Source organism: Streptomyces sp. Y2F8-2 (assembly GCF_014905555.1).
GTDB lineage: Bacteria > Actinomycetota > Actinomycetes > Streptomycetales > Streptomycetaceae > Streptomyces > Streptomyces cynarae.
The window spans coordinates 24,081-48,036 of record NZ_BNGS01000008.1; the positions used below are offsets into that span (position 1 = coordinate 24,081).

The 23,956-nt window shown below is 70.4% G+C and carries 23 protein-coding genes and 6 pseudogenes; 12 read left to right on the plus strand and 17 right to left on the minus strand.

Annotated elements, in window-relative coordinates:
* Positions 1-73: 73 nt before the first annotated feature.
* Complete coding sequence (locus SY2F82_RS25580) at positions 74-820, minus strand: SDR family oxidoreductase (protein ID WP_200421539.1); 747 nt, start codon at positions 818-820, stop codon at positions 74-76.
* 41 nt (positions 821-861) lie between these two features.
* Positions 862-1,869 carry an aldo/keto reductase gene (locus tag SY2F82_RS25585; protein WP_200421540.1) on the minus strand — a complete coding sequence of 336 codons (1,008 nt, stop codon included), beginning with the start codon at positions 1,867-1,869 and terminating at the stop codon, positions 862-864.
* Between the two features lie 184 nt (positions 1,870-2,053).
* Here SY2F82_RS25585 and SY2F82_RS25590 point away from each other — a divergent pair, with 184 nt between their 5' ends.
* Complete coding sequence (locus tag SY2F82_RS25590; protein ID WP_200421541.1) at positions 2,054-2,839, plus strand: TetR/AcrR family transcriptional regulator; 786 nt, start codon at positions 2,054-2,056, stop codon at positions 2,837-2,839.
* 8 nt (positions 2,840-2,847) lie between these two features.
* On the opposite strand, the pseudogene SY2F82_RS25595 reads toward SY2F82_RS25590, so the two are convergent.
* Positions 2,848-3,042 (minus strand): annotated as a pseudogene (locus tag SY2F82_RS25595) (alpha/beta hydrolase); the annotation flags it as partial.
* Between the two features lie 143 nt (positions 3,043-3,185).
* On the opposite strand from SY2F82_RS25595, the gene SY2F82_RS25600 reads away from it, so the two are divergent.
* The 7 genes from SY2F82_RS25600 (at position 3,186) to SY2F82_RS25630 (ending at position 8,800) form a co-directional block, all read left to right on the plus strand.
* Positions 3,186-3,578 carry a Tat pathway signal sequence domain protein gene (locus SY2F82_RS25600; RefSeq protein WP_200421542.1) on the plus strand — a complete coding sequence of 131 codons (393 nt, stop codon included), beginning with the start codon at positions 3,186-3,188 and terminating at the stop codon, positions 3,576-3,578.
* Complete coding sequence (locus SY2F82_RS25605; RefSeq protein WP_200421543.1) at positions 3,575-4,201, plus strand: class F sortase; 627 nt, start codon at positions 3,575-3,577, stop codon at positions 4,199-4,201. The genes SY2F82_RS25600 and SY2F82_RS25605 overlap by 4 nt, the downstream gene beginning before the upstream one ends.
* Before the next feature lie 86 nt (positions 4,202-4,287).
* Positions 4,288-4,779, plus strand: coding sequence for an RNA polymerase sigma factor (locus SY2F82_RS25610; protein WP_200421544.1), 492 nt, complete (start codon positions 4,288-4,290; stop codon positions 4,777-4,779).
* Positions 4,763-5,266, plus strand: a complete 504-nt coding sequence (locus SY2F82_RS25615; protein WP_200421545.1) for a hypothetical protein — start codon at positions 4,763-4,765, stop codon at positions 5,264-5,266. The genes SY2F82_RS25610 and SY2F82_RS25615 overlap by 17 nt, the downstream gene beginning before the upstream one ends.
* Positions 5,267-5,638: 372 nt before the next feature.
* On the plus strand, positions 5,639-6,511 hold the full coding sequence (locus SY2F82_RS25620; protein ID WP_200421546.1) for a hypothetical protein: 873 nt from the start codon (positions 5,639-5,641) through the stop codon (positions 6,509-6,511).
* A 350-nt stretch (positions 6,512-6,861) separates the two neighbouring features.
* On the plus strand, positions 6,862-8,028 hold the full coding sequence (locus SY2F82_RS25625; RefSeq protein ID WP_200421815.1) for a serine/threonine-protein kinase: 1,167 nt from the start codon (positions 6,862-6,864) through the stop codon (positions 8,026-8,028).
* A 100-nt stretch (positions 8,029-8,128) separates the two neighbouring features.
* Entirely contained in the window at positions 8,129-8,800 is a 672-nt protein-coding gene (locus SY2F82_RS25630; RefSeq protein ID WP_200421547.1) for a DUF6445 family protein, read from the plus strand.
* A 21-nt stretch (positions 8,801-8,821) separates the two neighbouring features.
* Here the strand turns inward: SY2F82_RS25630 and SY2F82_RS25635 are convergent, their stop codons facing one another.
* The 11 genes and pseudogenes from SY2F82_RS25635 to SY2F82_RS25685 all read right to left on the minus strand — a co-directional run bounded on the left by SY2F82_RS25635 (position 8,822) and on the right by SY2F82_RS25685 (position 17,076).
* Positions 8,822-9,346: a hypothetical protein gene (locus SY2F82_RS25635; protein ID WP_200421548.1), complete on the minus strand. Its 525-nt coding sequence runs from the start codon at positions 9,344-9,346 to the stop codon at positions 8,822-8,824.
* A gap of 266 nt (positions 9,347-9,612) precedes the next feature.
* Positions 9,613-9,825: pseudogene (locus tag SY2F82_RS25640) on the minus strand (TIGR03943 family protein); the annotation flags it as partial.
* A 1-nt stretch (position 9,826) separates the two neighbouring features.
* Positions 9,827-10,087, minus strand: a pseudogene (locus SY2F82_RS25645) (adenosylhomocysteinase); the annotation flags it as partial.
* Complete coding sequence (gene metF / locus SY2F82_RS25650; protein ID WP_200421521.1) at positions 10,077-10,970, minus strand: methylenetetrahydrofolate reductase [NAD(P)H]; 894 nt, start codon at positions 10,968-10,970, stop codon at positions 10,077-10,079. The pseudogene SY2F82_RS25645 and the gene metF, both read right to left, overlap by 11 nt.
* A pseudogene (locus SY2F82_RS25655) lies at positions 10,967-11,284 on the minus strand (vitamin B12 dependent-methionine synthase activation domain-containing protein); the annotation flags it as partial. The gene metF and the pseudogene SY2F82_RS25655, both read right to left, overlap by 4 nt.
* 18 nt (positions 11,285-11,302) lie before the next feature.
* Positions 11,303-11,644, minus strand: a pseudogene (locus SY2F82_RS25660) (dihydropteroate synthase); the annotation flags it as partial.
* A 25-nt stretch (positions 11,645-11,669) separates the two neighbouring features.
* Positions 11,670-12,650: a carbohydrate kinase family protein gene (locus SY2F82_RS25665; protein WP_200421522.1), complete on the minus strand. Its 981-nt coding sequence runs from the start codon at positions 12,648-12,650 to the stop codon at positions 11,670-11,672.
* A gap of 37 nt (positions 12,651-12,687) precedes the next feature.
* The gene (gene metK, locus SY2F82_RS25670; protein WP_200421523.1) at positions 12,688-13,896 is read right to left on the minus strand and encodes a methionine adenosyltransferase; all 1,209 of its coding nucleotides are present in this window, start codon (positions 13,894-13,896) and stop codon (positions 12,688-12,690) included.
* Positions 13,897-14,113: 217 nt separating this feature from the next.
* Positions 14,114-14,875: a thioesterase II family protein gene (locus SY2F82_RS25675; RefSeq protein WP_200421524.1), complete on the minus strand. Its 762-nt coding sequence runs from the start codon at positions 14,873-14,875 to the stop codon at positions 14,114-14,116.
* A 188-nt stretch (positions 14,876-15,063) separates the two neighbouring features.
* Positions 15,064-15,930 carry an AfsR/SARP family transcriptional regulator gene (locus tag SY2F82_RS25680; RefSeq protein ID WP_200421525.1) on the minus strand — a complete coding sequence of 289 codons (867 nt, stop codon included), beginning with the start codon at positions 15,928-15,930 and terminating at the stop codon, positions 15,064-15,066.
* Positions 15,931-16,332: 402 nt separating this feature from the next.
* A complete protein-coding gene (locus tag SY2F82_RS25685) occupies positions 16,333-17,076 on the minus strand; it encodes a TetR/AcrR family transcriptional regulator (RefSeq protein ID WP_200421526.1) in 744 nt (247 codons plus the stop codon).
* Between the two features lie 243 nt (positions 17,077-17,319).
* Here SY2F82_RS25685 and SY2F82_RS25690 point away from each other — a divergent pair, with 243 nt between their 5' ends.
* The 4 genes and pseudogenes from SY2F82_RS25690 to SY2F82_RS39115 form a co-directional block, all read left to right on the plus strand.
* The gene (locus SY2F82_RS25690; RefSeq protein WP_200421527.1) at positions 17,320-17,922 is read left to right on the plus strand and encodes a PadR family transcriptional regulator; all 603 of its coding nucleotides are present in this window, start codon (positions 17,320-17,322) and stop codon (positions 17,920-17,922) included.
* A gap of 8 nt (positions 17,923-17,930) precedes the next feature.
* Complete coding sequence (locus SY2F82_RS25695) at positions 17,931-18,896, plus strand: ATP-binding cassette domain-containing protein (protein ID WP_308437789.1); 966 nt, start codon at positions 17,931-17,933, stop codon at positions 18,894-18,896.
* Positions 18,897-18,907: 11 nt separating this feature from the next.
* Positions 18,908-19,663, plus strand: coding sequence for an ABC transporter permease (locus tag SY2F82_RS25700; protein WP_268980406.1), 756 nt, complete (start codon positions 18,908-18,910; stop codon positions 19,661-19,663).
* 93 nt (positions 19,664-19,756) lie between these two features.
* Positions 19,757-19,914: pseudogene (locus tag SY2F82_RS39115) on the plus strand (IS5/IS1182 family transposase); the annotation flags it as partial.
* Positions 19,915-20,105: 191 nt separating this feature from the next.
* On the opposite strand, the gene SY2F82_RS25705 reads toward SY2F82_RS39115, so the two are convergent.
* From SY2F82_RS25705 to SY2F82_RS25715, 3 genes are all read right to left on the minus strand, one after another.
* Positions 20,106-21,326, minus strand: a complete 1,221-nt coding sequence (locus tag SY2F82_RS25705; RefSeq protein ID WP_200421529.1) for an FG-GAP-like repeat-containing protein — start codon at positions 21,324-21,326, stop codon at positions 20,106-20,108.
* A gap of 191 nt (positions 21,327-21,517) precedes the next feature.
* A complete protein-coding gene (locus tag SY2F82_RS25710; RefSeq protein ID WP_200421530.1) occupies positions 21,518-22,846 on the minus strand; it encodes a DUF5933 domain-containing protein in 1,329 nt (442 codons plus the stop codon).
* A gap of 383 nt (positions 22,847-23,229) precedes the next feature.
* Positions 23,230-23,772, minus strand: a complete 543-nt coding sequence (locus SY2F82_RS25715) for an MOSC domain-containing protein (protein ID WP_200421531.1) — start codon at positions 23,770-23,772, stop codon at positions 23,230-23,232.
* Between the last annotated feature and the right edge of the window lie 184 nt (positions 23,773-23,956).

Consider the following 23,956-nt stretch of genomic DNA (forward strand, 5'->3'; position numbering starts at 1 on the left):
CGAGAGATGGCTTCGCGGTCGGGTGGGGGAGGGCTTCGGGACGGGAGGGCGTCAGGGAGGGGAGGTGGCCGGGTCAGGCCACGCCGCCGTTGGCGTACAGGACCTGGCCGTTGATCCAGCGCGCCGGGCCGGCGAGGAACGCGACCGCCTCGGCGATGTCCTCCGGCGTGCCCAGGCGCTCCAGGGGAGCTGCCTTGGACAGGTTGTCGATCGCGGCCTGGTCCTTGCCCTCCAGGAACAGGGGCGTGGCGGTGGGGCCGGGGGCCACCGCGTTGACGGTGACGTCCTTGCCCCGCAGTTCGCGGGCCAGGACCAGGGTCATGGCCTCGACCGCGCCCTTGCTCGCCGCGTAGGCGCCGTAGTTCGGGAACTGCAGGCGGGTGACCGAGGTCGAGAAGTTGATGATCGCGCCACCGGCGCGCACCCGGCGGGCCGCCTGCTGGGAGACCACGAAGGTGCCGCGGATGTTGGTGCGGTGCATCCGGTCCAGGTCGTCCAGGTCGAGCGTGGCGATCGGTGACAGCAGCATGATGCCCGCCGTGTTGACGACGACGTCGATGCCGCCGAACTCCCTCTCCACGGTGTCGAACGCCTCCGCCATGGCGTGCTCGTCGGCGATGTCGCCGCCGACCGCGATCGCCCGGCCGCCCGCCGCGGTGACCGCGGCGACCGTGTCGTCGGCGCGGGCCTTGTTGCCGGCGTAGTGCACGCCGACGGCGATGCCGTCCCTGGCGAGGCGCTCGACGACGGCGCGGCCGATGCCGCCGGAGCCGCCGGTGACCAGGGCGACGCGGGGCGTGGTGGTGGTGTTGTCGGTCATGGTGTTCCGTCCTTCGTGGCTGTGGGTTACGGGTGGGTGGGTCAGCGTTCGCTGTCGAGCGTGGCCATGAGGGGGGCCGCGTAGCGCTCCCCGGCGGCGGAACCGGCGGGGACCGCCGCCTCGATCTCGGCGAGGGCATCGGCGTCCAGGTCGAGGCCGGCGGCGCCGAGGGATTCGGTCAGGCGCTCCCTCCGGCGGGCACCGATCAGGGGGACGATGTCCTGGCCCTGGGCGGCCACCCAGGCGATGGCGACCTGACCGGTGGTGGCGCCCAGGCGCTCCGCCACGCGTCCCAGTGCCTCGACCAGGCGGAGGTTGGCCTCGAGGTTCTCGCCCTGGAAGCGTGGGCTGTGGGCGCGGAAGTCGTCGGCGCCCAGGTTCCGCGCGGCGCTCCAGTGGCCGCTGAGCAGGCCCCGGGAGAGCACGCCGTAGGCGGTCAGCCCGATGCCGAGCTCGCGCAGCGCCGGAATGACGGACGCCTCCGGGCCGCGGGAGAGCAGCGAGTACTCGATCTGTACGTCGCTGACCGGTGCGACGGCCGCGGCGCGGCGGATGGTGTCCGCACCGACCTCCGACAGACCGATGTGCCGGATGAAGCCGGCCTGCTGCATCTCCGCGAGCGCGCCGACGGTCTCCTCGACAGGGATGTCCGGGTTGAGGCGGGCGGGACGGTAGATGTCGATGTAGTCGGTGTTCAGCCGCCGCAGGGAGTAGGCGAGGCGGTCCTTGACCGCGGCCGGGGAGACGTCGTACGGCACGGGCTGGAAGGCGCCGTCGGGGGTGCGGCGGGAGCCGAACTTGACGCTCAGGACGACCTCGTCGCGCCTGCGTTCCTTCAGCGCCCGGGCGATGAGCATCTCGTTGGCGCCCGATCCGTAGAAGTCCGCGGTGTCGATGAGGTTCAGACCCGCGTCGATCGCGGCGTGCAGGGTGGCGACGCTCTCGGCGTCGTCGGCGGGCCCGTACAGGTCGGACATGCCCATGGCCCCCAGGCCGATGGCGGACACCTCCGGTCCGTACGCACCGAGCTTGCGGGTCGCGACGGTCATGGCGGTTCTCCTCGGTCTCGGGGCGAACACCCCGGTTCGCGGGCGTGGGGGGCTTCGGAAGCGTCGGTTCGCGAGCGACGAGGGCGTCGGGCAGTGGATCACCCGATCGTCATATCGCCGATCACCGGTCTGACACATCAACGCTAACACATCATCGATGCACCGCAAGTGTTATCGTCGATGTATGGCAACGGTCGACACGACGACAGCGCAGCCCCGCGAGCGGATCCTGCAGGCCGCGGCAGCCCTGCTCGCCGAAGGCGGACGGGAGGCCGTGTCCACCCGTGCGGTCAGCGCGGCCGCCGGAGTGCAGGCGCAGACGATCTACCGGCACTTCGGTGACATGCAGGGACTGCTCGACGAGGTGGCCCGGCGCGGATACGCGTCCTACCTGGCCGCGAAGCAGGCCCAGGACACGGACGGTGATCCCGTGGCGCAGCTGCGGAGCGGCTGGGACATGCACGTGGCCTTCGGACTGGCCAATCCCGCGCTCTACCGGCTGCTGTACACCGAACCGCGGCCCGGCCAGCAGTTCGCGGTCACGGGTGACGCCCACCAGGTGCTGCTGCGCATCGTCGAACGGGTGGCCAAGGCCGGCCGGCTTCGGACGGGCGTCGAGGCCGCCGCCACGATGATCCACTCCTCGGGCATGGGGGTGACGCTCACGCTGATCGCCGCGCAGGCCGACGGCAGGCTGTCCGACTACGAAGGTCTGTCCGACAACGTCCGGGAAGCCGTGCTGGACTCCGTGCTCGCCCCGGCCGACGACACCGCTGCCCGGCCGAGTGCCGGCGCCCACCACGCCGCCGTGCACGCCGTCGCCCTGAAGTCCTTGATGCGCGACGGGGTGCGGTCCCTGACCTTCGGGGAGCGCACCCTGCTCGGCGAGTGGCTGGACCGCATCGCCGCCGAGGACGCTCAGGAGGTCGGCGCCGCGGAGCCCGGCGGGGAACCCGCGCGGCGGCGATAGCGGACCGATCAGGCGGCAAGCGCCGTCCGCAGGGCGGCGACGGCCTGCCGGATCGCGGCCTCGGCGGCGTGGGTCCCACGCAGGGCGTTCAGCATGACGAAGTCGTGGATGACGCCCTGGTAGCGGACCGCGGTCACCGGAACGCCCGCCTGGCGCAGCTTGTTCGCGTACGCCTCGCCCTCGTCGCGCAGGACGTCCGCCGCGTCCTCGTGGGCGTGTCCCGGGCCACCCTCCGACGGCTTTGCCATCTCTTTACAACCCGTCCTCGCGCCGCCTCGTCTCTCCGCTCGATCCGTGATTCAGCCCGCCGCAGTACCCGGGCGGACCGACGAAAGAGAGCGATTCGATGCGCCGAACTGTCCTCAGCGCCATGGCACTTGCGTGCACCGCCGTGCTGGCGGGCACCGTGCCCGCGTTCGCCCACGGGGCGTCCCCCTCCCCGACCGTTCCCGCGGCCACCGCCTCCCCGTCCACCGCCCCGGAGCGGACCGCGGCGCCGACCGCCGCCCCGGAACGGACCGCTGCGCCGACCGCCGCGAGCGCGGTTCCGAGTGCCGCGCCGACGAGGGCGCGCGGCCAGGTCTCGGTCGTCCCCAGCGGCGCGCCCGACACCGGTGTGACGGCGGGGACCTCCCGGTCCGTGTCCCCCGGGCTGATCGGCGCGGGCGCCGGCCTGGTGCTGGTCGGCGGTGGCGCTGCCCTCCACGTCGTACGCCGCCGGCGGGCGACCGGGGCATGACCCGGATCTCCAGGCGCGCCTTCGCCATCTCGGCGACGGCCGCGCTGCTCGCGGGCTGCGGCGGCCACGAGGCCGGCCGGTCCTCCGCCACCCTTCCAGGAACCGTCCGTCCCGGCAGTACGCCACCGCCCGCGTCGGCCTCCGCGAAACCGGCACCGGCGCTGGAGCGTTCGGCCCCCGTCAGGCTGCGGATCCCGGCCATCGGGGTCGACACCCCGGTCATGCGGCTGGGGCTGGCGCAGGACGGCAGTGTGCAGGTGCCGCCGGTCACCGCACACGACCGGGCGGGCTGGTACTGGCACTCGCCGACACCGGGCCAGGTCGGGCCGTCGGTCATCCTCGGCCATGTCACGGTCGGCAGCTACGGGGACGGGGTCTTCCGTCACCTCGCGGAGCTGCACCGGGGCGACCGGATCGTGGTGCGCCTGGAGAACGGAACGGCGGCCGTGTTCACGGTCAGCGCCGTACGGACGGTCGCCAAGGCGGACTTCCCGACGGAGGAGGTCTACGGGAACGTGAACCGCCCGGAGTTGCGGCTGATCACCTGCGGGGGTCCCCGTACCGGCGACGGATACCTCGACAACGTGATCGTCTTCGCGGCGCTCACCACGTCCACGCCCTGAACCGCCCTTACCGATCCCGGGCCTTCGGAACGTACGCCGATGGCCCGGGGTCCTACCCCACGACTGCCCCACGACCATGGAGAGCGTTGAAACGGTCCCGTGAGAGGGCGGCGTCCGAGCTGTTCGCCGCCGTCTATCCACGCCTCGCCGGCTGGTGCCGCCGTCTCGTCGACGACGACGGGACGGCCCACGAGATCGCCTCGGAGGCGTTCACCCGGCTCTGGGCCCGCTGGACCTCCGTGGACGAGCCCCGCGGCTTCCTCTACGTCACCGCGGCCAACCTCGTCCGGGACCACTGGCGCAAGCTGGAGCGCGAGCGCAGAGCCGTGCACCGTGCCACCACGGAGGCCGCCGTCCGCCCCCACCCCGAACAGGCCGACCCCTCGGTGCGCCTGCTCGTGCAGTCGCTGCCGGAGCGACTGCGCGTCCCGATCCTGCTGCACTACTACGCTGACATGCCGATCCGGGAGGTGTCCGTGCTGACCGGACGCAAGGAAGGAACCGTCAAGGCCGACCTGCACGCGGCCCGGGAACTGCTCCGCGTCCACCTGAGGAGAAGCCTTGACCACACGCTCTGACGACGGTCCGGAGCTGGAACCCGACGACCCCCTCGCGGTGATCCTGCGGCCCCCCTCGGACCATCTCGGCCCGCCCCCCGGCCGCTTCCGCGCGATCCGCCGCGCCGCGGCCCGCCGCCGGCTGCTCCGCGCCGCGGCCGGGGCCGGCCTGACCGCCGCCGTCGCCGTCCTCGTCGCCCTGCCGCTCCACCTGACGACGCCCGAGACACCGGCGCCCCCGTCGGTCCCCCTCGCGCCCCCGCCCCCGAGCGGTCGTCCGGCGCCCGCCGGCCCGTCGGCGTCGCCCTCGCCGTCGGCGCCGCCCCGGAGCGTCACCCGGCGCCCCACCACGCCTCCCCGTGCCGGCGGTTCCCGCACCCCGAGCCGCCCGCCGGCCGCCACCCGGGAACCGTCGGCGACACCGACCGCGGCACGTCCCGAGCCGTCGGCGAGCCGGACCGCGGCCGGCACCGCACCGTCGCTCAGCCCGTCGATACGGCCGAGGTAGTCACGGCCACTCGGTCGGCGCGACGCAGACGTGCACGGCCCGGGGCGTCGGCAGGCGGATCCCCATGCCGGTCCGCGTGGTCGAGTCGCGGGAGGCCCGCGAGAGCGGCGGTCCCCTGGCCGTTCGAACGCTGAGCCCGCAGGTCAGTCGGTGTTCGGGAGTGTGCCGGCGCAACCGTCAGTCTCACCACCACCGCCCCCTGGGCCGCAAGGCGCGGGAGGCACCCCTGCAAGGCCCCCGGAGAATCCCCTCACGAGCCCCACACAGTCTGCACACGGTCTTTCGATAACCCCGTTAGCGTGGCAACCCGTTCGATTCCAAGTGCGAACGCGGCCCGTCGGGGCGGCGGCCAGCCCACACAGGAAGACCGCAATGGACTACTGCTCCTCGTGTCGTCGGCATCTCAACGGCGCCCTGGTGTGCCCCGGATGCGGTGCCTACGCCCCCGACATCGCCCCGGTCACCGCCGACGGCCACACCGTCCCGGGCCCGGCCACCACGGCGACGCCGGTCATGGAGGCGACGGCGGCCACGGCGGCATGGGAGTTCGCGGCTCCGGACGTCGACGAGGCCCCGCACGCCGGTCCGCCCGCCGACCCCACGGGCCCGACGCGCCGCACGGAAGGGCGTGCCGCGCGGCGGCGCCGGCTGGCGCGCTGGAAGAAGACCCAGCGCAAGGCCCTGGTGGCGACCGCCGTCGCCCTCGTCGGAGGCGGTCTGACCGTGGCCTCGATGGACCGGCACACCGCCGACCGCGCCCAGGCGGCCCCGGCTCCGGAGGCGTCGGCCCTCGGCGGTGCGGAGGAACCGACGTCGCTGTACAGCAGTCCGGCGCCGCCCCGCTCCGGCACCCCGGGCTCCGGCGCGCCCCGGGCAGCGCACACCCCCACTGCGCAGTCCCCCGCGGCCGACCCGGCCCGACTGTCCTCGCCGGTCTCGGCCCATGCCACGCCGTCGGCCGCTCAGCCGCACACGGCCACCTCCACCCGTACGACGCACACGGCGGGCACGACAGGTGCGGCGGGCACGGGTACGTCGGGCACCGGTCACACGACGGCGAACTCCCCCTCCCGGTCGGGAACGGACTCCTCGTCCTCCTCGTCGTCCACGGGGACGTCCCAGCAGCCGTCCTCCCCGACCACCGGCACCGGCGGCGGCACGGACCCGGGCACCTCGCAGACCGCTCCGTCCCCGGCGGCCACCTCGCCGTCGCAGGTCTGCCTGCTCGTCGTCTGCCTCGGCTGACCGCAGGCGAACGCCACCACGGCCACTCGCCGCCCCCCGCGATCCCGCGGGCGGGCGGTTTCGGCGTGTCCACGGGATGCGCTCACGAACCCGGGCCCGGCGCCCCGGCGTTCGGTCCCGCTCCCACCGGGGTCCGGTCGGCCAGGAGTGTCGGACACGCGAGGATTGCGCGGCCGGACCGTCACCCGGTGGTCACCGGATGGGGGAGACCGTGATCGAATCGTGTGTCCGTGCCAGTAGGCTGTGATCCGCTGCGGCACCCCACCCCCACCCGCCCTGGCGGAATCCTGTCCGGCGGCGGTCGAGTCGTCGCACGGCATTCGTCTCCCGGCATGAGGATGAAACAACAGGTGCTGATCGCGGGCCGGTACCAGCTGAACACCACCATCGGACGTGGCGCGATGGGAGAGGTCTGGCGGGCGTACGACCAGATGCTCGGCCGTCCCGTCGCCGTCAAGGTGCTGCTCGACCGGAACGCCGACCCCACCGCGGACTCCCGTTTCCGCCTCGAGGCACAGACCGCGGGCCGGCTCCACCACCCGCACGTGGTCGGTGTGCTCGACTTCGGGGAGCACGAGGGGCGGCTGTTCCTGGTGATGGAGCTGGTGGAGGGCGACAGCCTCGCCCGGGTGCTCGCCGACGACGGGCCGTTGCCCGCCGAACAGGTCGCGGCCATCGCGGCCCAGGCGGCGGCCGGGCTCGCAGTGGCGCACGAACAGGGCATCGTGCACCGCGACATCAAGCCCGGCAACCTGCTCCTCGACGCGGGCGGCACCCTGAAGATCGGCGACTTCGGCATCGCCCGCTTCATGGACGACCCGTCGGGAGCGCTCACCGCGACCGGGCAGATCGTCGGTACGAGCCTGTACATCGCGCCCGAGCGCGCCCTGGGCAAGCCCGCGGGACCGGCCAGCGACGTGTACTCGCTCGGCTGCGTCCTCTACCAACTCCTCACCGGACGGCCTCCGTTCCGCGCCGACAGCCCGATCGCGATCCTGCACCAGCACCTGGACGCGACGCCCGTACCCCCGCGCGAGCTGGGTGCCGCCCTCCCGCCCGCTTTCGAGAACTATCTGCTGAGCCTGCTCGCCAAGCGGCCCGAGGACCGGCCCACGGCACGGCAGGCCGCCGACTGGTTCGCCACGGGCGCCTGGCGGGGCCGCCCGGAACCGCTTCCGGCCGCGGCACCGGTCCCGGCAGCGGCACCGATCCCGGTCCCGGCCCCTCAGTCGCCGGTCCCGCCCCGGACGGAGGGCCCGGCGACGACGTACAAACTCCCGTCCGCGCTGCCCGGCCACCGCGCCGCCCGCCCGCGGTCGTCGTCGGGCAACCGGCGCGCGCGGCCCTCGCTGCGCACGTTCGTCGCCGGACGGCCGCGCGCGGTCGGGCTGATCGCCGCGGCGCTGCTGTTCCTCACGGCGATGTACGTGGGCATGTCGGTGTTCAGCCCGGACAGCAGTTCGGCGGAGACACCGCAGGAGACGGGCCGATCGAGCCCGGCCGCGCCGACGCCGTGACGCCCGGCTCAACTTGCCTGCCGATCATGCCAGTTGAGTTGACGAAGGCTTGACCGAACGAAAAGAAACGACGGTGGGGGCGAACTGTAGGTTCACCGGCATGCCCCCACAACCCCCGCGTCTGCCCGTCCTGCCGTACCGCAAGCCCACCCGTGGCCGCGACTACTGGATCCTCGACGACGTGCTGCCGAACGTGGACGAGGTCCGGGCCCGCTGTCTCGCCAAGGACGACTGGGTCAAGGGACACCCGTACACGCAGGAGAGCTGGCCGGGGATGCGCACCATGCCCGGTCTCGAACCGGCCGAACTCGCCCGGATCGAGCGGCTGGTGCGCAAGGAGACCGGCGCCGCGAAGCTCTGGCAGGAGACCGCCCCCGGCGGCGGCACCCTCAACCACAACTGCGTCCAGGTCGTCGGCAAGGACGAGGGCGAACCGCGCCCGCACACCGACTCGCGCGCCCTGTGCCGGTACGCCGCCGTGCTCTACCTCAGCCCGAACATCCCCAAGGACTGCGGCACGAGCTTCTACCGGCAGAGCCTGCCGGGCGGCGTCCTCGGCGGCAACATGGTGCAGGCGCCGCACACGAACCTGGTCGAGGCGCTGGGCACGCGGTACGTCTCGCCGGACGCGTTCACCGAGGACGTCCGCGTGCCACAGCGCTACAACCGGCTGCTCCTGTACAAGGCCAACCTCATGCACAGCGCCACGGGTTACTGGGGCGGCGACCTGGAGGACAGGCGCATGACGGCCGTGTTCTTCTGGATGGCCTAGAGGCCCTGACAGGCCCGGGGCTCAGCTCAGGCCGAGGCTGGAGAGCGCGGTCGTCCAGTCCGTGATGATCGCGTTCTGGGCGTCCTCCAGGCTGACGTCGCCCGCGCAGACGGCCTTCTTGAGCTTGTTCTCGACGACATCCTTGTCGGCCGAGGTCTCGTCGCCGTAATGCGGTTCGGGCCAGAGGTTCAGCTCGCTCCTGGGCGCGCCGCCGAGTTCGAGCGGCACGAAGTGGTCTTCCTCGTAGTCCGAGGTGCTGGTGTCGCTGTAGCCGTACTCGACGATCTGCTTCTTCTTCAGCGCGGTGGTGTACGAGCTCGACGGCCGCACGGTCGCGGTCCAGCCGGAGACACAGATCGTGGAGTCGATGGTGTCCTGCGTGACGTCCGGGTTGAGGGCGCCGGGCTGGCAGCTGGGGTCGGGGAGGGGCAGGTAGTCCTGGCTGCACGACTGCGCGTGCGCGCTGCCGGTGGTGACGGTCAGGCCCGCGGCGGCGAGGGCGAGGGTGGACAGGGTGGTCACCAGGGGGCGCGGTATTCGGGACATGGGGAGTCTCCCGGTGGGGGTGCCCGGCACGATTCCAGGCGGTCGTGAGCATGACAGCACCGGAGCGTCTATGCGGGTAGACCCCTTTGCGGGACCGGGAGAAGCTTGGTTGAAGGTTTGTCCGGGCGAATGCACCGGGTTGTGAAGTCATGGGCAGCGCTTGGGCGTTGGTTCACCCAGGTGTACGGCGAGCGCGACGGACTCCCCGCCTCGGCGGCACACCGTCACAGTCACGCCGCCAGCGGCACCCCCTCAGCGGCACGCCGTCAGCGGGACGGCGTCAGCGGCAGGTCGTCCGTGTACGCGTTCACCGGCTTGTCCACCCGCTCGACGGTACCGGCGTCCAGCGCGGCCGGCGCCGACCGTGTGCCCAGCGTCCCGCCGGGGTGCCAGGTGCCCGTGACGGCCACCCAGGTGTCGGCCGGCAGCGCCGGGGACCCGTGGATCCGTACCTTCACGGACTGGGCGTCCGCAGCGCAGGTCCTGGGTGGAGAAGATGTTGCAGGACGCCCAGCGGACCCGCGCGCCGAGAGCGGCGAGGGTCTCGATGAGGACGGCGGTCTGGACGGTCATGTGCAGGGAGCCGGTGATACGGGCGCCGGCCAGGGGCTGCGCCTCGGCGTACTCCTTACGGATCGCCATCAGGCCGGGCATCTCGTGCTCGGCAAGGGTGATCTCCTTGCGGCCGAACTCGGCCAGAGAAAGGTCGGCGACCTTGAAAGCCGGAAAGTCAGCGGACACTGAAGCTCCTTGACGTCGGAAGGCTGCGATGGATGTCGAGAACGGCTTGGGGACGGTTCAGCGTGATGTAGTGCAACCCGGGAGCGCCCTCGGCAAGGAGCCGTGTGGCCATGGCGGTGGCGTACTCGACGCCGATGCGATGCCCCTCGGCCGGATTGTCCCGGGCCTTCTCCAGCCGACGGGCCAGCGCTTCGGGAAACGTTGCGCTGCTGAGCTCCGCGAAGCGGCGGATCTGGCGCACGTCCGTGGCGGGCATGATCTCGGGGATGACGGGAGTGCCGCAGCCCGCTGCCGCCACCCGGTCGCGCAGCCGCAGGTAGTCGTCGACGTCGAAGAACATCTGGGTGATGGCGTAGTCGGCACCGGCCTGGCACTTGGCGACGAAGTGCCGGATGTCGCTCTCCCAGTCCGGCGACCGCGGGTGCCGCTCGGGAAAGGCCGCGACACCGATGCTGAAGTCACCCGACTCTCGGACCAGGGCGACGAGTTCGCTTGCATGACGGAGCCCCTGCGGATGCGGCACCCAGGGACCACCCGGGTGCCCCGGCGGGTCGCCACGGAGTACGAGCACGTCCCTGACGCCGACATCCGCGTATCGTCCGATGATGCGGCGCAGCTCCGCCACCGAGTGGCCGACCGCGGTCAGATGGGCCACGGGGCGCAGTGTGGTGTCGGTGATGATCCTGTCGATGACCTCCACGGTGCGCTCTCGCGACGATCCACCCGCACCGTAGGTGACGGACACGAAGCTCGGCGAGTAGGACTCCACCTGGCGAATCGCCTTCCACAGCGCGCGGGTTCCCGGCTCGTTTTTCGGTGGGAAGAACTCGAAGGAGAAGACGGGCGTGCCGTGCCCGATGACCTCACGGAGGGTGACAGTCACCCACGGCCTCCCGCGTTGAAGTACTTGGCCTCGGGGTGGTGGATCACGATGGCGTCCGTGGACTGTTCCGGGTGCAGCCGGAACTCTTCGGAGAGGTGGACGCCGATCCGTTCCGGCTCCAGGAGCTGGGCGATCTTCGCGCGGTCCTCCAGGTCGGGGCAGGCGCCGTAGCCGAGGGAGAAGCGGGCGCCGCGGTACTTCAGGGCGAACATGTCTTCCATGTCGGTGGGGTCCTCGCCGTCGAAGCCCAGCTCGGCGCGCACGCGCGCGTGCCAGTACTCTGCGAGCGCCTCCGCCAACTGCACGGACAGGCCGTCGCCCGGTTCGGCGCTCAGCCGCTCGGCGATCTCCACCTTCTTCTCGGCGGTGCGGGCCTGGCCCTCCTCGTCGATGGTCAGCGCGATCAGCGCCGCCCCGTGCTCCCTGGCGAGCCGGGTGACCTTCACGAAACGGGACTCGGGGCCGTCACCGTCCTCGTAGTTCACCGAGTTGATCACCGCACGGCCGCCGAGCTTCTCCCACCCGGCCCGCAGGACGTCGACCTCGGTGGAGTCCAGCACGATGGGCAGCGTGGAGGCGGTGGCGAAACGACCGGCCAGCTCCTCCATGTCGGCGACTCCGTCACGGCCCACGCAGTCGACGCACAGGTCGAGCAGGTGGGCACCAGCGCGGACACACGGGCCCGGCTGTCGGCGGTCACTACGGCACCTCCAGCGCGTTCGCAAGCCGTCCGGCCGCTTGTGGCCCATAGACCCCGTGCACGATGCCGAGCAGGGCTGCCCAGTCGGTCTCGTAGGTCTGCGAACCGACCGTACGCAGCGCCACGGAGGCGAGTGCGCAGCCCAGCTGCGCCGCGGTCTCGAGGGGAAGCCGCCGACCGACGGCGGCGAGGAAGCCCGCACGAAAGGCGTCCCCCACTCCGGTCGGATCGGCCACAGCCGTGTCCGGAACCGCGGGGACGATGAGGGGTGGCTGCCCGACTCGGTCGATGCGGGCACCCCGTTCGCCGAGGGTCGTGACCCAGGTTCCGGTGGTCGCGAGGATCTCGTCCCGGTCGCGGCCGATGCGCTCCTGGAGGAGGGCGGATTCGTATTCGTTGGTGAACAGCCATGTGGCACCGGCGATCAGGTCGCGCGCCTGGTCCGCGTCCAGCCGGGCGAGCTGCTGTGAGGGGTCTGCAGCGAAGGGGATGCCCAACGCGCGGCAGTCGCTGGTGTGGCGCAGCATGGCGGCAGGGTCGTTGGGCGAGACGAGGACCAGGTCGGGACCGATGCCCGCAGAGATCAGGTGGCGCAGGTCGATCTCGGCGGCCTCGGTCATCGCGCCTGCGTGGAACGCGGCGATCTGGTTGGCGTCCTCATCCGTGATGCAGACGAAGCGCGCGGTCTGCCGACCGGCCGCGACCCGCACTCCCGTGGTGTCGACGCCGTGTTCCTTCAACCAGATCTCGTATTCGGCGAAGTCGTTGCCCACCGCCCCGACCAAGGCCGGGCGCAGACCGAGGACGCCGAGCCCGTAAGCGATGTTGGCCGCAACTCCGCCGCGTCGCACGTCGAGCCGGTCGACGAGGAAGGAGAGCGAGAGGTGTGCCAGCTGCTCGGGGAGCAACTGGTCCGCGAAGCGGCCGGGGAACACCATCAGATGGTCGGTCGCGATGGAGCCTGTCACGGCTATGCGCATGCGCACTCCTGTCGGTGCGTCGGTTTCAGCGGCGGTCTCAGACGCCTGCGGCGTGCCTGAGGGGCTGGGCGCGGTCGGTGCGCTCCCAGGTGAAGTCGGGGAGTTCGCGGCCGAAGTGACCGTAGGCGGCGGTCTGGGCGTAGATCGGGCGGAGCAGGTCCAGGTCGCGGATGACGGCGGCCGGGCGGAGGTCGAAGACCTCGGTGATGGCCTGCTGGATCTGGTTCACCGGGACCGTCTCGGTGCCGAAGGTCTCGACGAACAACCCGACCGGCTCGGCCTTGCCGATCGCGTACGCGACCTGGACCTCGCAGCGGGAAGCGAGGCTCGCGGCGACGACGTTCTTGGCGACCCAGCGCATCGCGTAGGCGGCCGAGCGGTCCACCTTGGAGGGGTCCTTGCCGGAGAAGGCGCCGCCACCGTGGCGGGCCATGCCGCCGTAGGTGTCGATGATGATCTTGCGGCCGGTCAGGCCGGCGTCGCCCATCGGGCCGCCGATCTCGAAGCGGCCGGTCGGGTTGACCAGCAGGCGGTGGCCCTCGGTGTCCAGTTTGATGCCGTCCTCGGCGAGCCGGCCCAGAACGCTGTCGACCACGTGCTCGTGGATGTCGGGGACGAGCAGACCGTCCAGATCGATACCGGGCGCGTGCTGGGCGGAGACGACGACGGTGTCCAAGCGGACCGGACGGCCGTCCCGGTACTCGATGGTGACCTGGGTCTTGCCGTCCGGCCGGAGGTACGGAACGGTACCGTCCTTGCGCACATCGGTCAGGCGGCGGGAGAGCCGGTGGGCCAGCTCGATGGGCAGGGGCATCAGATTGGGGGTCTCGTCGGTCGCGTAGCCGAACATCAAGCCCTGGTCGCCCGCGCCCTGCCGGTCGAGTTCGTGGCGCTCGCCCTCGACCCGCTGTTCGTAGGCGGTGTCGACGCCCCGGGCGATGTCCGGGGACTGCGCGCCGATGGAGACGGAGATGCCGCAGGATGCGCCGTCGAAGCCCTTGGCGGAGGAGTCGTAACCGATGGCGAGCACGGCGTCCCGCACGAGCTGGGCGATGGGCACGTACGCGCTGGTGGTGACCTCACCGGCGATGTGCACCTGACCGGTCGTGATCAGGGTCTCCACGGCGACGCGGGACAGGGGGTCCTCGTGCAGCAGGGCGTCGAGGATGGTGTCGCTGATCCGGTCGGCGATCTTGTCGGGGTGCCCCTCGGTGACGGATTCCGAGGTGAAGAGATGGCGCGACATGTCACTCCAGACGGTCGGTGGCCGGAAATTCGGTGACGCTCGGCGACCGGGCCGGCCAGGGGCCCGGGTCCGGGAAGGAGCGTGCACCGGTGCGGACAAGGAACGCTCGAAGAACGAATGAACCGCGGCCGGAGCCAAGCTCTCGGCTCCCGCACCCCTCGCGTGCCCAACGGATCTCCCGAACCGTGTGTCCGGCCGCGCGCCGGCCTCCGCGCGTTCAATGCCCGGTGTGAGTCACTCGCCCTTCCCGGCGCACCGCGCGGCACTCCTGCCCGAGCAGCCGGGGAAGCTCCTGGCCGCGCACGAAGAAGTGGCCACCCGAGACCGTCCTCAGGCGCGTGGGTCCCTCGCTCCAGCCGCGCCAACCCTCCGCGGCTGCCGGTGGCACCATCGGGTCGTCGTCCGCAGTGACGACGAGCAGTGGCGTGGTAAGCGGTCCGGCCGGCGACGGTGTGCACGCCGCGGCGCGCAGTGCGCGGGCGAGCGCCAGATCGTCCCGCAGCACTGACTTCACCGCACGGTCCCACATGCCGCCGGGTTCGGTGCCGGGGGTTCCGAGCGGCACGACGCCCATCTGGTCCAGCGTGCGCAGCAGTTCGGCATCCGGCACGCCGAGGGCGTACGCCGGTTCGGGCGGCGTGTGCGGGGGCGAGCAGGCGCCGACCGCCACCAACGCCGGGCCGGGCCGTCCGGCCTCGTGCAGGGCCCGGGCGACGGTGTAGGCGACGAGAGCGCCGAGACTGTGCCCGTACAGGACGAACGGGGCCGTCGGGTCACCGGTGAACAGGCGCATCACATCGGCGAGCAGCGCCTCACGGGTGGTGGCCCGGGGTTCGCAGCGGCGTCCGTCGCGGCCGGGCAACAGCACCGGGATCGGCACCACGCCGGGCCCGACACTTGCCGCCCAGCCGTGGAAGGCCGAGACCCCCGCCCCGGCATGCGCGAAACAGTAGAGCCGCACCGGCTGTCCGCTGGTCATGGGATCCTCCTCGCCTGCGTGGAACACGAGTGGATCCGAGCGTCTCCAAGGGCTCTTGACAGCGCCTCAAGAGCGGCCGGAACTGCGATGAGGTCCGCGCAGCAGCGCAGGAACAGCTTCCCGGAGGGCGGCCCCGGGGCAGGTGCCTGATTCAGCTCGGGTCGCCGCCTGGTCGACGGCTCGGCCCGTCAGGCGGCACTGGCCCCCGGTCGCGGGTTCAGCGCCCAGGTGCCCCGCCGGCCCTGTCTGGCGTCGTCCTCACGTGACGATGCGGAGTTGAGGATCAGATGCTGGGTCCGCTGCACCTTCTGCGTCGGCTCCAGCCCAAGCTCGTCCATCAGGTTCTTCCGGAGCCGATGGAATATGCCGAGAGCCTCCGAGCGGCGCCCTGCGAGGTGAAGAGCCCGCATGAACTGCTCATGTATGTTCTCGTTCAGGGGTTGCTGAGCGGTCAGCGTGACCAAATCGCAGATGGCGTCGTCGTACCTGCCCAACTGCAAATCGGCCTCGATCCTGCATTCCAGCACGATCTGCTGCTGGGCCTGGAGCCCGCGCACCTTCGGCTCCAGGATGGAGCCCATCGGCACATCCACGAGGGCGGGCCCTCGCCAGAACTCCAACGCCCTGCGCAGAAGGCGGGAACCACGCTGCGGGTCTCCCTGCGAGAGAGCGATTCTCCCCTCGGTCGACAGTTCATTGAACTGGCGGAGGTCGAAGGGATCCATCGGTAACTGCAGGAGATATCCGCCCTGCCGGGTCAAGAGAATATCCCGCACCGGCGTCGACTCATCTTTGAACGCTTTCGAAATAAGCTTTCGGAGATGCAGGATATAGGTCTGCAGAGTCGTTTTTGCACTCCTCGGCGGCCGTTCCGCCCACAATTCATCGACGAAACTCGACGCCGTCACGACCTGCCCTTCATTGAGGGCCATAAGCGCAAGCACCTGCATCTGCTTCGGTGCGGTAGGAGTGACATCGATGCCATTCACGCTCAACTTCAACGGCCCAAGGACGGACATGGCGATCTCCGCCACACCCTCGGATTCCATGGACATACCAAGCCCCTCCATCAACTGAGACCATCTCTGACGATTTCGGTCCTTATTGACTGGGGTACAGCCCGAGCATCAGCCAAAGGCAGCACAGCTCGCCTGCAAGGAGACTCCCCCGTCCACCAAAGACGCTATACCAGACACAGACAGAGATCAAGGACTTCATGAAATGATAAGAATCAACCATCCCTCAAGGAGCACTCAAGCGATACCTGAAACAATGAATCGCCGCAACGTCATTGCCGATAGGGCAACCCAGCAGAATTGACACTTACCCATTCGAAACTCTCATGACGAATAAACATGCTTGACCTCGTTTTTACTCGCATTGAAACAGGCCGATAATGGTCGGCCAGAAGCCGAAGGACCCGGCCGCCGCGCGGCCGGGTCCTTCGGCTTCGCCCCTCAGGCCCGCTCCACCCGCAGAGCCAGCCCGTCCAGCAGGGCGTCGAGGCTGATCTCGAAGCTCTCGTCCGCGGTCAGATGGCGCGCCCCAGCCTGTAGGAACCGGGCGAAGGAGGGGTACCGGCCACCCGCGACGATGCCCTCCAGAAAAGTCGCCACGTCGAAGTGCCTCTCATGGGTGCCCCTGGTGCCGGCCCTCACGCGCTCCATCTCCGCCTCCTCGGCCTCGCACATCGCCGTCCCCATCACATGGCCGGTGACGATGGCGGCATAGGCCGACGCGACGGTGATGTCCAGCCCGGCCCGCTCCAGCACCGCCATGGTGTGGTCCAGCCAACTCAGCGCCCGGGGGCCGAACAGCGGGCGGCGGAAAGTCAGCCGGGCGAACCACGGATGGCGCCGGATGGCCTCGCGCAACTGGTAGGCACTCGCGCGCAGATCCGCCCGCCACTCCTCGGGGCCGTGCCGCGAGGGGATCAGCTCGGCGAACACGCCGTCGAGCAGCAGGTCGTCCAGATCCCCGTGGCGCCGGACGTGGTGCCGCAGCGAGGGACCGGCGCTGCCGAGTTCCGTCGCCAGGCGCTCGACCGACACCGCGGCAAGCCCCTCGGTGTCGGCGATCCTCAGCAATGCCGCGGTGATCTCGGCGCGGGTCAGTGGCGGCGCCAGATGAGCCTCATCCGGCTCGGAATCGGCCCAGATCAGGGGCGGGACCTCGGGTGCTGGATCAACGGTGGCCGCCATCTCTCACTTCCCTGGTTGAGTGCGGTTGGCCGGGCCGCCGGCTCCCGAAAGCGCCTGGCGCCCCGTACCCGGACAGGCGCGCCCAGCGTGGCACCCGCGGCTCGACGCCTCCTCGAACCGGGGTCGACCGACGCCTCGGCCTCCGCGACGCCGCATCCCCCGGCCGACCGGGACACCCTCCTGAGTGAGCCTCCTAGGCGGAGTCGATTGACAACATGAATCTAATGTAGTGCACTTAGCAACATGAATCTATCCCGCCTCGTGGTGCTGGGCCTGCTCGAGAGCCGCGGCCCGCAGCACGGACACGAAATCCGCAGACAGGCCGAGCGCAGCAACGTCCAGACATGGGGTGGCGTCAGCATCGGTGCCCTGCATCGCGAGCTGCGCACGATGGAGACGCACGGCCTCGTCGAGGCCGTGCGTACCGAGCAGGTCGGCCGCCGCCCGGTCCGGACCATCTACCGGATCACCGAGGACGGGCGGACCGAGCTGCATGCCCTCCGGGAGAAGGCGATCGCCCAGCTGCACTTCGGCCCCGACCCGCTCGGAGTCGCCCTGCTCTTCGGCCGGCTCGGAGACCGGGCGGGAATGCTGGCGCTGCTTGCCGAGCGCCGCGAAGCCCTCGCGCGCGGCCGGGACGGCGTGGCCGCCGAGTGCCGGCGCCTGACCGAGCAGGGTGTGATCACCGCGTTCGACGCCGCGATGTTCCGCCGCCGGGAGATGCAGCTGGACGCCGAACTGCGCTGGCTCGAGCAGTTCGAGAAGGACGTGGCCGACATCGCCGAGACCGGACCCGCCGCCGACGCCGAGCGCGCCGTGCAGGCAGACCAGACGGAGGAGGAGTAACCATGGACATGATCCAAGTGGATGGCCTGTCCAAGACGTTCAAGAACAAAAAAGGCGGCGTACAGGCCGTCGCCGAGGTGAGCTTCCATGTGGCGCCCGGCGAGATCGTCGGCTTCCTGGGGCAGAACGGCGCTGGTAAGACCACCACGCTGCGGATGCTCACCACACTGCTCCAGCCCACCTCCGGCAGGGCTCGGGTGGCCGGATGCGATCTGCTCGCCGATCCGCAGGGGGTCCGCCGCAAGATCGGCTACGTCGCGCAGTCCGGCGGCACCTCGCCTGCGGCCTCAGTGCGCAGCGAACTGGTCTTCCAGGGACGGCTGTACCACATGTCCCAGGCCGACGCGGTACGCCGCGCGAACCAGCTGCTCGAGGAGCTGAACCTGTCACAGCTGGCGGAACGCCCCACCATCACGCTCTCCGGCGGTCAGCGCCGTCGGCTGGACATCGCCCTCGGCCTGGTCCACAGGCCCGAGGTGCTCTTCCTCGACGAGCCCAGTGCCGCGCTCGATCCACAGAGCCGGAGCATGCTGTGGGAACACGTCCGCGACGTGCGGGACACCCACGGAACGACCGTGTTCCTGAGCACGCATTACCTGGACGAGGCCGACGCGCTCTGCGACCGGGTGCTGATCATCGACCGTGGCCAGATCGTCGCCGAGGACAGCCCGGCCAACCTCAAGCGGCAACTGGCTCACGACGTCGTCACCGTGGAGGTCGCCTCCGGAGCGGACCGGGCCGGTGCCGCGCTCGCCGAGCACCCCGCCGTCCGGGACGTCCGGGTCGACGGCGAGACCGTTCGGTTGACCGTGGAGAACAACGACCGCGTGCTGCTGGAGTTCCTGCGCACGCTCGACCGCGCCGGCGTCGAGCCGACGTCCGTCCAGGTGGTCCGCCCCACGCTGGACGACGTCTTCCTGTCCATCACCGGCCGTTCGCTGGACGCGGCCGCCCCGCAGCCCCTGAACGCCTGAGAGGACCCGTCGTGCAGATCATCAACGACTCGCTGCTCATCTTCCGGCGGAACATGGACACCACGCTGAAGAGCAAGATGAGCGTCGTCATCGGCATGGTTCAGCCGGTGCTGTACCTGCTGCTGTTCGGCCCGATGCTGGAGAAGGCGCTGCCCGACACGCCCGGGCACAACGCATGGCAGGAGTACGTGCCGGGACTGCTCGTCCAGCTCGGCCTGTTCGGAGCCGGGTACGCCGGATTCAACCTGATCCCGGACATGCGCGCCGGGGTGATCGAGCGCATGCGGGTGACACCGGTCAGCCGGCTGGCGCTGCTGCTCGGCAGGGTCATGCGGGACGCGGTGGTGATGCTCTTCCAGGCATTACTGCTGACCCTGGTCTCCGTGGCGTTCGGGCTGCGGGCCCCCGTGCTGGGTGTGGTGGCCGGGTTCCTGCTCGTCCTGGCCCTGGCGATCAGTCTGGCGTCGCTGTCGTACCTGCTGGCACTGAGTCTGCCGACGGAGTACCTCTTCGCTCCGGTGATCAATACCGTGGTCCTGCCACTGATGCTGCTCTCCGGCATCCTGCTGCCGATGACGTTTGCGCCGGACTGGCTCTCCGTGCTCTCCCACCTCAGCCCATTCCGGTACATCGTCGACGGTATGCGCGACCTCTTCCTCGGCCGCTATACGACCGGCTCGGTGCTGGGCAGTGCCATCGTCGCCGTCGTGCTGGTCACGGGCTCGCTCACCCTCGGTACCCGAAAGTTCGTGAAGGCCAACTCGTAAACAGATCTCCGGCGGCGACCCGGGCATCGGCGCACTACAGGCGCGCCGATGCCCGGGGAGCGCCACTGGCCAAGGCTCTGCCGCGGGGACACCATCGCCGAGCGGGCCGACCAGACCCGCAACCGTCTCCGCTGCGACACCGCAGCGGACGACCCCTGGCCTTCACCATGAAGGTCCACGGACACCGCACCGTCGTGGAACGCTGCTTCAACGGCCTCAAGCAATGGCGCGGCATCGCCACCGGCCACGACAGTCCTTCGAAACCGCCGGTGGCGATCCTTCGCTCGGCGGCGGACTCCTCGCCGGCTCCCGTGGTCCGGTCCGGCACAGGTTGCGGCTGATCAGCTCGTCGCAGGCGCATGCAGCTGAGGTCGGGCCGGCGCTGCCCGGTCCTGGGCAGGCGAAAGGGCCTCCGTCCGGGAGCGGAGGCCCTTTCCCTCGGTCAGAAGAAGCCGTTCAGGCCGAACCAGTCGTTCGCCGTCTCGGCGCGCGAGTCCAGCATGCCGTTGCCGCGGCCCTGGTACACGAGCTGGCAGCCGACCCCTCGGCAGCTCTCGCCGACATAGCTGCTCTTGGTGGTGGTGACGAGGTCGGCGCGGCCGTCGCTGGAGACATCGCCCAGGCCCAGGAACGTGTCCATGACGTTCCAGCCGCCGCTGCCGATCAGCACACGGGACCCGAGGGCCCCGGCCCTGCCCGGGTACAGCCACAGCTGCCCGGTGGACGCCTGGCGGGCGATCAGGTCCGCACGGCCGTCACCGCTCATGTCACCCGCCCCGACCAGGGCGTTCATGGCGTTCCAGCCGCCGTTGCCGATGAGCTTGCGCGCACCGAGGGTGCCGCTGCCGGTGCCGGGGTACAGCCACAGCTTGCCCGTGTCCTTCTCGACGGCCAGCACGTCCGAGCGGCCGTCGCCGGAGAGGTCGCCGTACGCGACGATCCGGCTCATGGCGTTCCAGCCGCCGTTGCCCATGAGCTTGCGCGCACCGAGGCTGCCGGTGCCGGCGCCCGGGTACAGCCACAGCTTCCCGGTGGACGCCTCGCGGGCGATCACGTCCTCTCGGCCGTCACCGCTGAAGTCGCCGTGCCGGGCGAGGGCGTTCATGGCGTTCCAGCCGCCGTTGCCGACCGGCTGCCCGGTGCCGTCGCCGCGCAGGAACCACAGTCGGCCCGCCTTGTCCCGGACGAGGACGTCGGCCTTGCGGTCGGCGTTCAGATCACCGAAGCCCGCCGCCTGGGGCGTGGTCGACGCGTACCACTCCGGGTAGGCCGGCAACCAGCACTCCCGCTCGGTGGCGACGAAGCTCACCGAGCTGACGGTACGTTGCGAGCCCCCCCACTCGGTCCCCGCGGGGTCGGGGGCCCACGAGGTGACGCCGCCGGTCTTGCCGTAGTTCGGATCGTCGTGCAGGCACGCGTACTTGGACGTTCGGTTCACCACGGACTGGAACGTGTTGTCCCAGGTTCCCAGCGTCGCCTTGTCCGTGTTCGTCTTGAACATGGCGCCCGTGCCGTCGTCGGTCTTCCAGGCGCAGAAATAGCCCGCCGGGCAGTCGCTGATCGCGGCCTGTGCGGGCGTCGTGGCCGCACCGAGGAGCCCGAGCGAGGTGAGCCCCAGCGTCGTGGCCAGCGTGGCCAGGCGCCGGCGCAGTGATACGCGCATTCATTCCCTCCCTGACGCGGCACGGAGAGAAGCTCGACGTGCCGCGGGAGGAAGATACCTTGCCCGCGCGATCACTCCGTCTCGCGCGTCGCCGTCTCGTGCGGCGGGCGTCGCATTCGGTGTGTCCGCCCCCACACCCGCAGCCGGTCCCGCTCGGGGAGCACTCGGCCCACGGCCTGAAGCACCATGACTCAGACCGCTTCGGGCTGCGGTTCCGGTTGCCGCGGCGGTACGGCCTTCGGTTTCCACAGGGTGGTGGTCCGTACGTAGCCGTAGACCACTGAGGTCATCGCCAGAATGAGAAGGGGTCCGAACACCCATGGATGTTCGGCCATCTCCACCGGCAGATAGCGGTACGACAGCAGGAGTGCGGCGAAGACCGCTGCACCGTGAGCGACCAACTGGATCGCTGACCGGTCCCAGCCGTGGTCGACCGAGCGCAGAGCCGCCTCGATCGTGAGCGCGAACACCACGCCCGCAACAAGATCCGCACCATAGTGGAAGCCGAACCCGAGCGTCGCGCCGAGCGTGGCGATCAGCCAGAACGTGCCCGCGAAACGCAGAATCCGTGGGCCCTTCCGGGAGTGAACGAAGATCGCGGTGGCCCACGCCGTGTGCAGGCTGGGCATGCAGTTGCGTGGCGTGATCTGGTCGAACGGCATCTGGTGCGGGGTGCTGATCGGCGGCGGCGTGTCCGGCCACACATCGGCCACCGCCCAGTGCACGGTGGGCGGCGTCGCCGGCCACAGGTCGGCCCACGCCCAGTGCTCGTTGCCGGTGCCGTAGGCATAGAGCGGTCCGACGACCGGGAAGATCATGTAGATGGCGGGCCCGAGGAGGCCGATCACCAGAAAAGTGCGCACCAGGTGGTGGCTCGGGAAGCGGCGCTCGACCGCCACATGACGCAGCTGGTACAGCGCGACGACGACCGCGGCGACCGCGAGTTGAGCGTAGACGTAATTGAGAACATGGGCGCCGATGGGGCCGGTGGCCGTGACCATCCGGCCTACCAGCCAGGACGGATTACCCAACGCGTGATCGGCGGTGGCCACGTACTGGTCGAACACCGCCGGGCGGGACTTCGACGTGATGAGCAGCCAGGTATCGCCGGTCTTGCGGCCTGCCACCAGCAGCAGGCCCAGCCCGACGCCCTTCAGCATCAGGACACGTTCCCGGCCGGTGCGGCGCGTGACAGCGATGACCGCACAGCCCGACATGACCCACAAGGCGCCGTTGCCGAAGGGGTGTCCGCCGGTCATCCTGGCACCGACCGCCCACCGCACCAGCAAGAAGGCGGCGTCGATGCCGATCGCGGCACCGGCCGCGATGAACCGTTGCCGCCAAGTGAGCACCACCATCATCAACGCCATACTGGCGTACAACAAGAAGCCTGATTTGGGCGGATATATCAGCTCTCGCACCTGGCTGGCCATCGGCCCCGGCAGGCCGTAGCGACGGGCGACGATCTCCAGCGTGACGAGCAGTCCGAGGGTCGCCACACCCGCTGTGGCCCAGAGCATCGCCCGTGGTTGACGCCACACGGAGAAGGCGGTTCTGTCGTCTATTCGCGAAAGCAGCCGCGCTTTTATAGGTCTCAATCAGTCAGCCGTTTGCTAGATGTCGGTCACATGAGATTGTTCATGCTGCTGGACGGCATGGTCTTTCGGCGACGGACGAACAGTGGGTATTCGTCGCGAGTTTCGAACATACTATCGGAGCGGTGCGGGCCGGCCACGGGTGGTTCGAAGGACGGTCGGTCCTGCGCTCGACGGTCCGGCAAGTCGTCGCGGAGAGGTGTCTCCGGAAACCGGAGCGCACGGGACCAGGCCACGGTGGGGGCGTGGTCCGGGGCCCGGAGGCCGCGCCCCTCTCGGCGGCATGTCCGGCTCGCCCGGCAGGCCGGTCAGACCCGGTCCAGGGGCCGGTGCGGACCGCTGGGAAGTTCCGCTTCGATCGTGTCACCGGGGCGCACCACGCCACCCTCCCTCACGATGCTCATGATTCCGGCCTTGCGCACGATGTTCCCCGCCTCGTCGCGGCCGACGACCTGCTTCAGCAGCCCGTCCTGGAAGGTGTCGATCTGCAGGCAGGGATTGCGAAGGCCGGTGACCTCCAGGACCGCGGAGTCACCGATGCGCAGCAATGTGCCGACCGGCAGACCGAGCAGATCGATGCCGCGCGTGGTGATGTTCTCGCCGAGTTCGCCCGGCCCCAGCTCGAAGCCTTCTTCACCGACCTCGGCGAAGAGCTCCTCGTGCATGAGGTGGACCTGGCGCAGATTCGGCTGCGTGGGATCCTGCGCGACGCGCGAGCGGTGCTTGACCGTCACACCGGCGTGCACGTCCCCTTCCACACCGAGCCCGGCGAGCAGTCTGATGCTGTCCCGATTCGGCTTGGTGAACGAATACTCGCCGTTACTGCTGACCGCCGTCACTCTTCCGCTCATACCTCGGAACCCCCTCACGAGTAAAAATGATCAGCACGAGCCTAACCCTCGCCCCTCGAGGCGCGAGAGTGTGAGTTCGGTTCTCGCCGTGCTTGTGCTTCTTCTGCGCGGAGCCGGGGCCTTCCGGTGTGCAGGACCTTCCCGCCGTGTCAGGGCACGGGCGGCATCGGGGTCGTGCACCCAG

Bases quoted from the DNA above. Each gene is read 5' to 3' on its own strand.
- SY2F82_RS25695 (WP_308437789.1), top strand. From the start codon at position 17,931: ATGATCCAAGTGGATGGCCTGTCCAAGACGTTCAAGAACAAAAAAGGC.
- metK (WP_200421523.1), bottom strand. From the start codon at position 13,896: ATGTCGCGCCATCTCTTCACCTCGGAATCCGTCACCGAGGGGCACCCC.
- SY2F82_RS25585 (WP_200421540.1), bottom strand. From the start codon at position 1,869: ATGACCGTCGCGACCCGCAAGCTCGGTGCGTACGGACCGGAGGTGTCC.
- SY2F82_RS25675 (WP_200421524.1), bottom strand. From the start codon at position 14,875: ATGACCAGCGGACAGCCGGTGCGGCTCTACTGTTTCGCGCATGCCGGG.
- SY2F82_RS25665 (WP_200421522.1), bottom strand. From the start codon at position 12,650: ATGCGCATAGCCGTGACAGGCTCCATCGCGACCGACCATCTGATGGTG.
- SY2F82_RS25605 (WP_200421543.1), top strand. From the start codon at position 3,575: ATGACCCGGATCTCCAGGCGCGCCTTCGCCATCTCGGCGACGGCCGCG.
- SY2F82_RS25580 (WP_200421539.1), bottom strand. From the start codon at position 820: ATGACCGACAACACCACCACCACGCCCCGCGTCGCCCTGGTCACCGGC.
- SY2F82_RS25710 (WP_200421530.1), bottom strand. From the start codon at position 22,846: ATGCTCTGGGCCACAGCGGGTGTGGCGACCCTCGGACTGCTCGTCACG.
- SY2F82_RS25635 (WP_200421548.1), bottom strand. From the start codon at position 9,346: ATGTCCCGAATACCGCGCCCCCTGGTGACCACCCTGTCCACCCTCGCC.
- SY2F82_RS25620 (WP_200421546.1), top strand. From the start codon at position 5,639: ATGGACTACTGCTCCTCGTGTCGTCGGCATCTCAACGGCGCCCTGGTG.
- SY2F82_RS25680 (WP_200421525.1), bottom strand. From the start codon at position 15,930: ATGTCCATGGAATCCGAGGGTGTGGCGGAGATCGCCATGTCCGTCCTT.
- SY2F82_RS25685 (WP_200421526.1), bottom strand. From the start codon at position 17,076: ATGGCGGCCACCGTTGATCCAGCACCCGAGGTCCCGCCCCTGATCTGG.
- SY2F82_RS25630 (WP_200421547.1), top strand. From the start codon at position 8,129: ATGCCCCCACAACCCCCGCGTCTGCCCGTCCTGCCGTACCGCAAGCCC.
- SY2F82_RS25600 (WP_200421542.1), top strand. From the start codon at position 3,186: ATGCGCCGAACTGTCCTCAGCGCCATGGCACTTGCGTGCACCGCCGTG.
- SY2F82_RS25705 (WP_200421529.1), bottom strand. From the start codon at position 21,326: ATGCGCGTATCACTGCGCCGGCGCCTGGCCACGCTGGCCACGACGCTG.
- SY2F82_RS25715 (WP_200421531.1), bottom strand. From the start codon at position 23,772: ATGAGCGGAAGAGTGACGGCGGTCAGCAGTAACGGCGAGTATTCGTTC.
- SY2F82_RS25690 (WP_200421527.1), top strand. From the start codon at position 17,320: ATGAATCTATCCCGCCTCGTGGTGCTGGGCCTGCTCGAGAGCCGCGGC.
- SY2F82_RS25590 (WP_200421541.1), top strand. From the start codon at position 2,054: ATGGCAACGGTCGACACGACGACAGCGCAGCCCCGCGAGCGGATCCTG.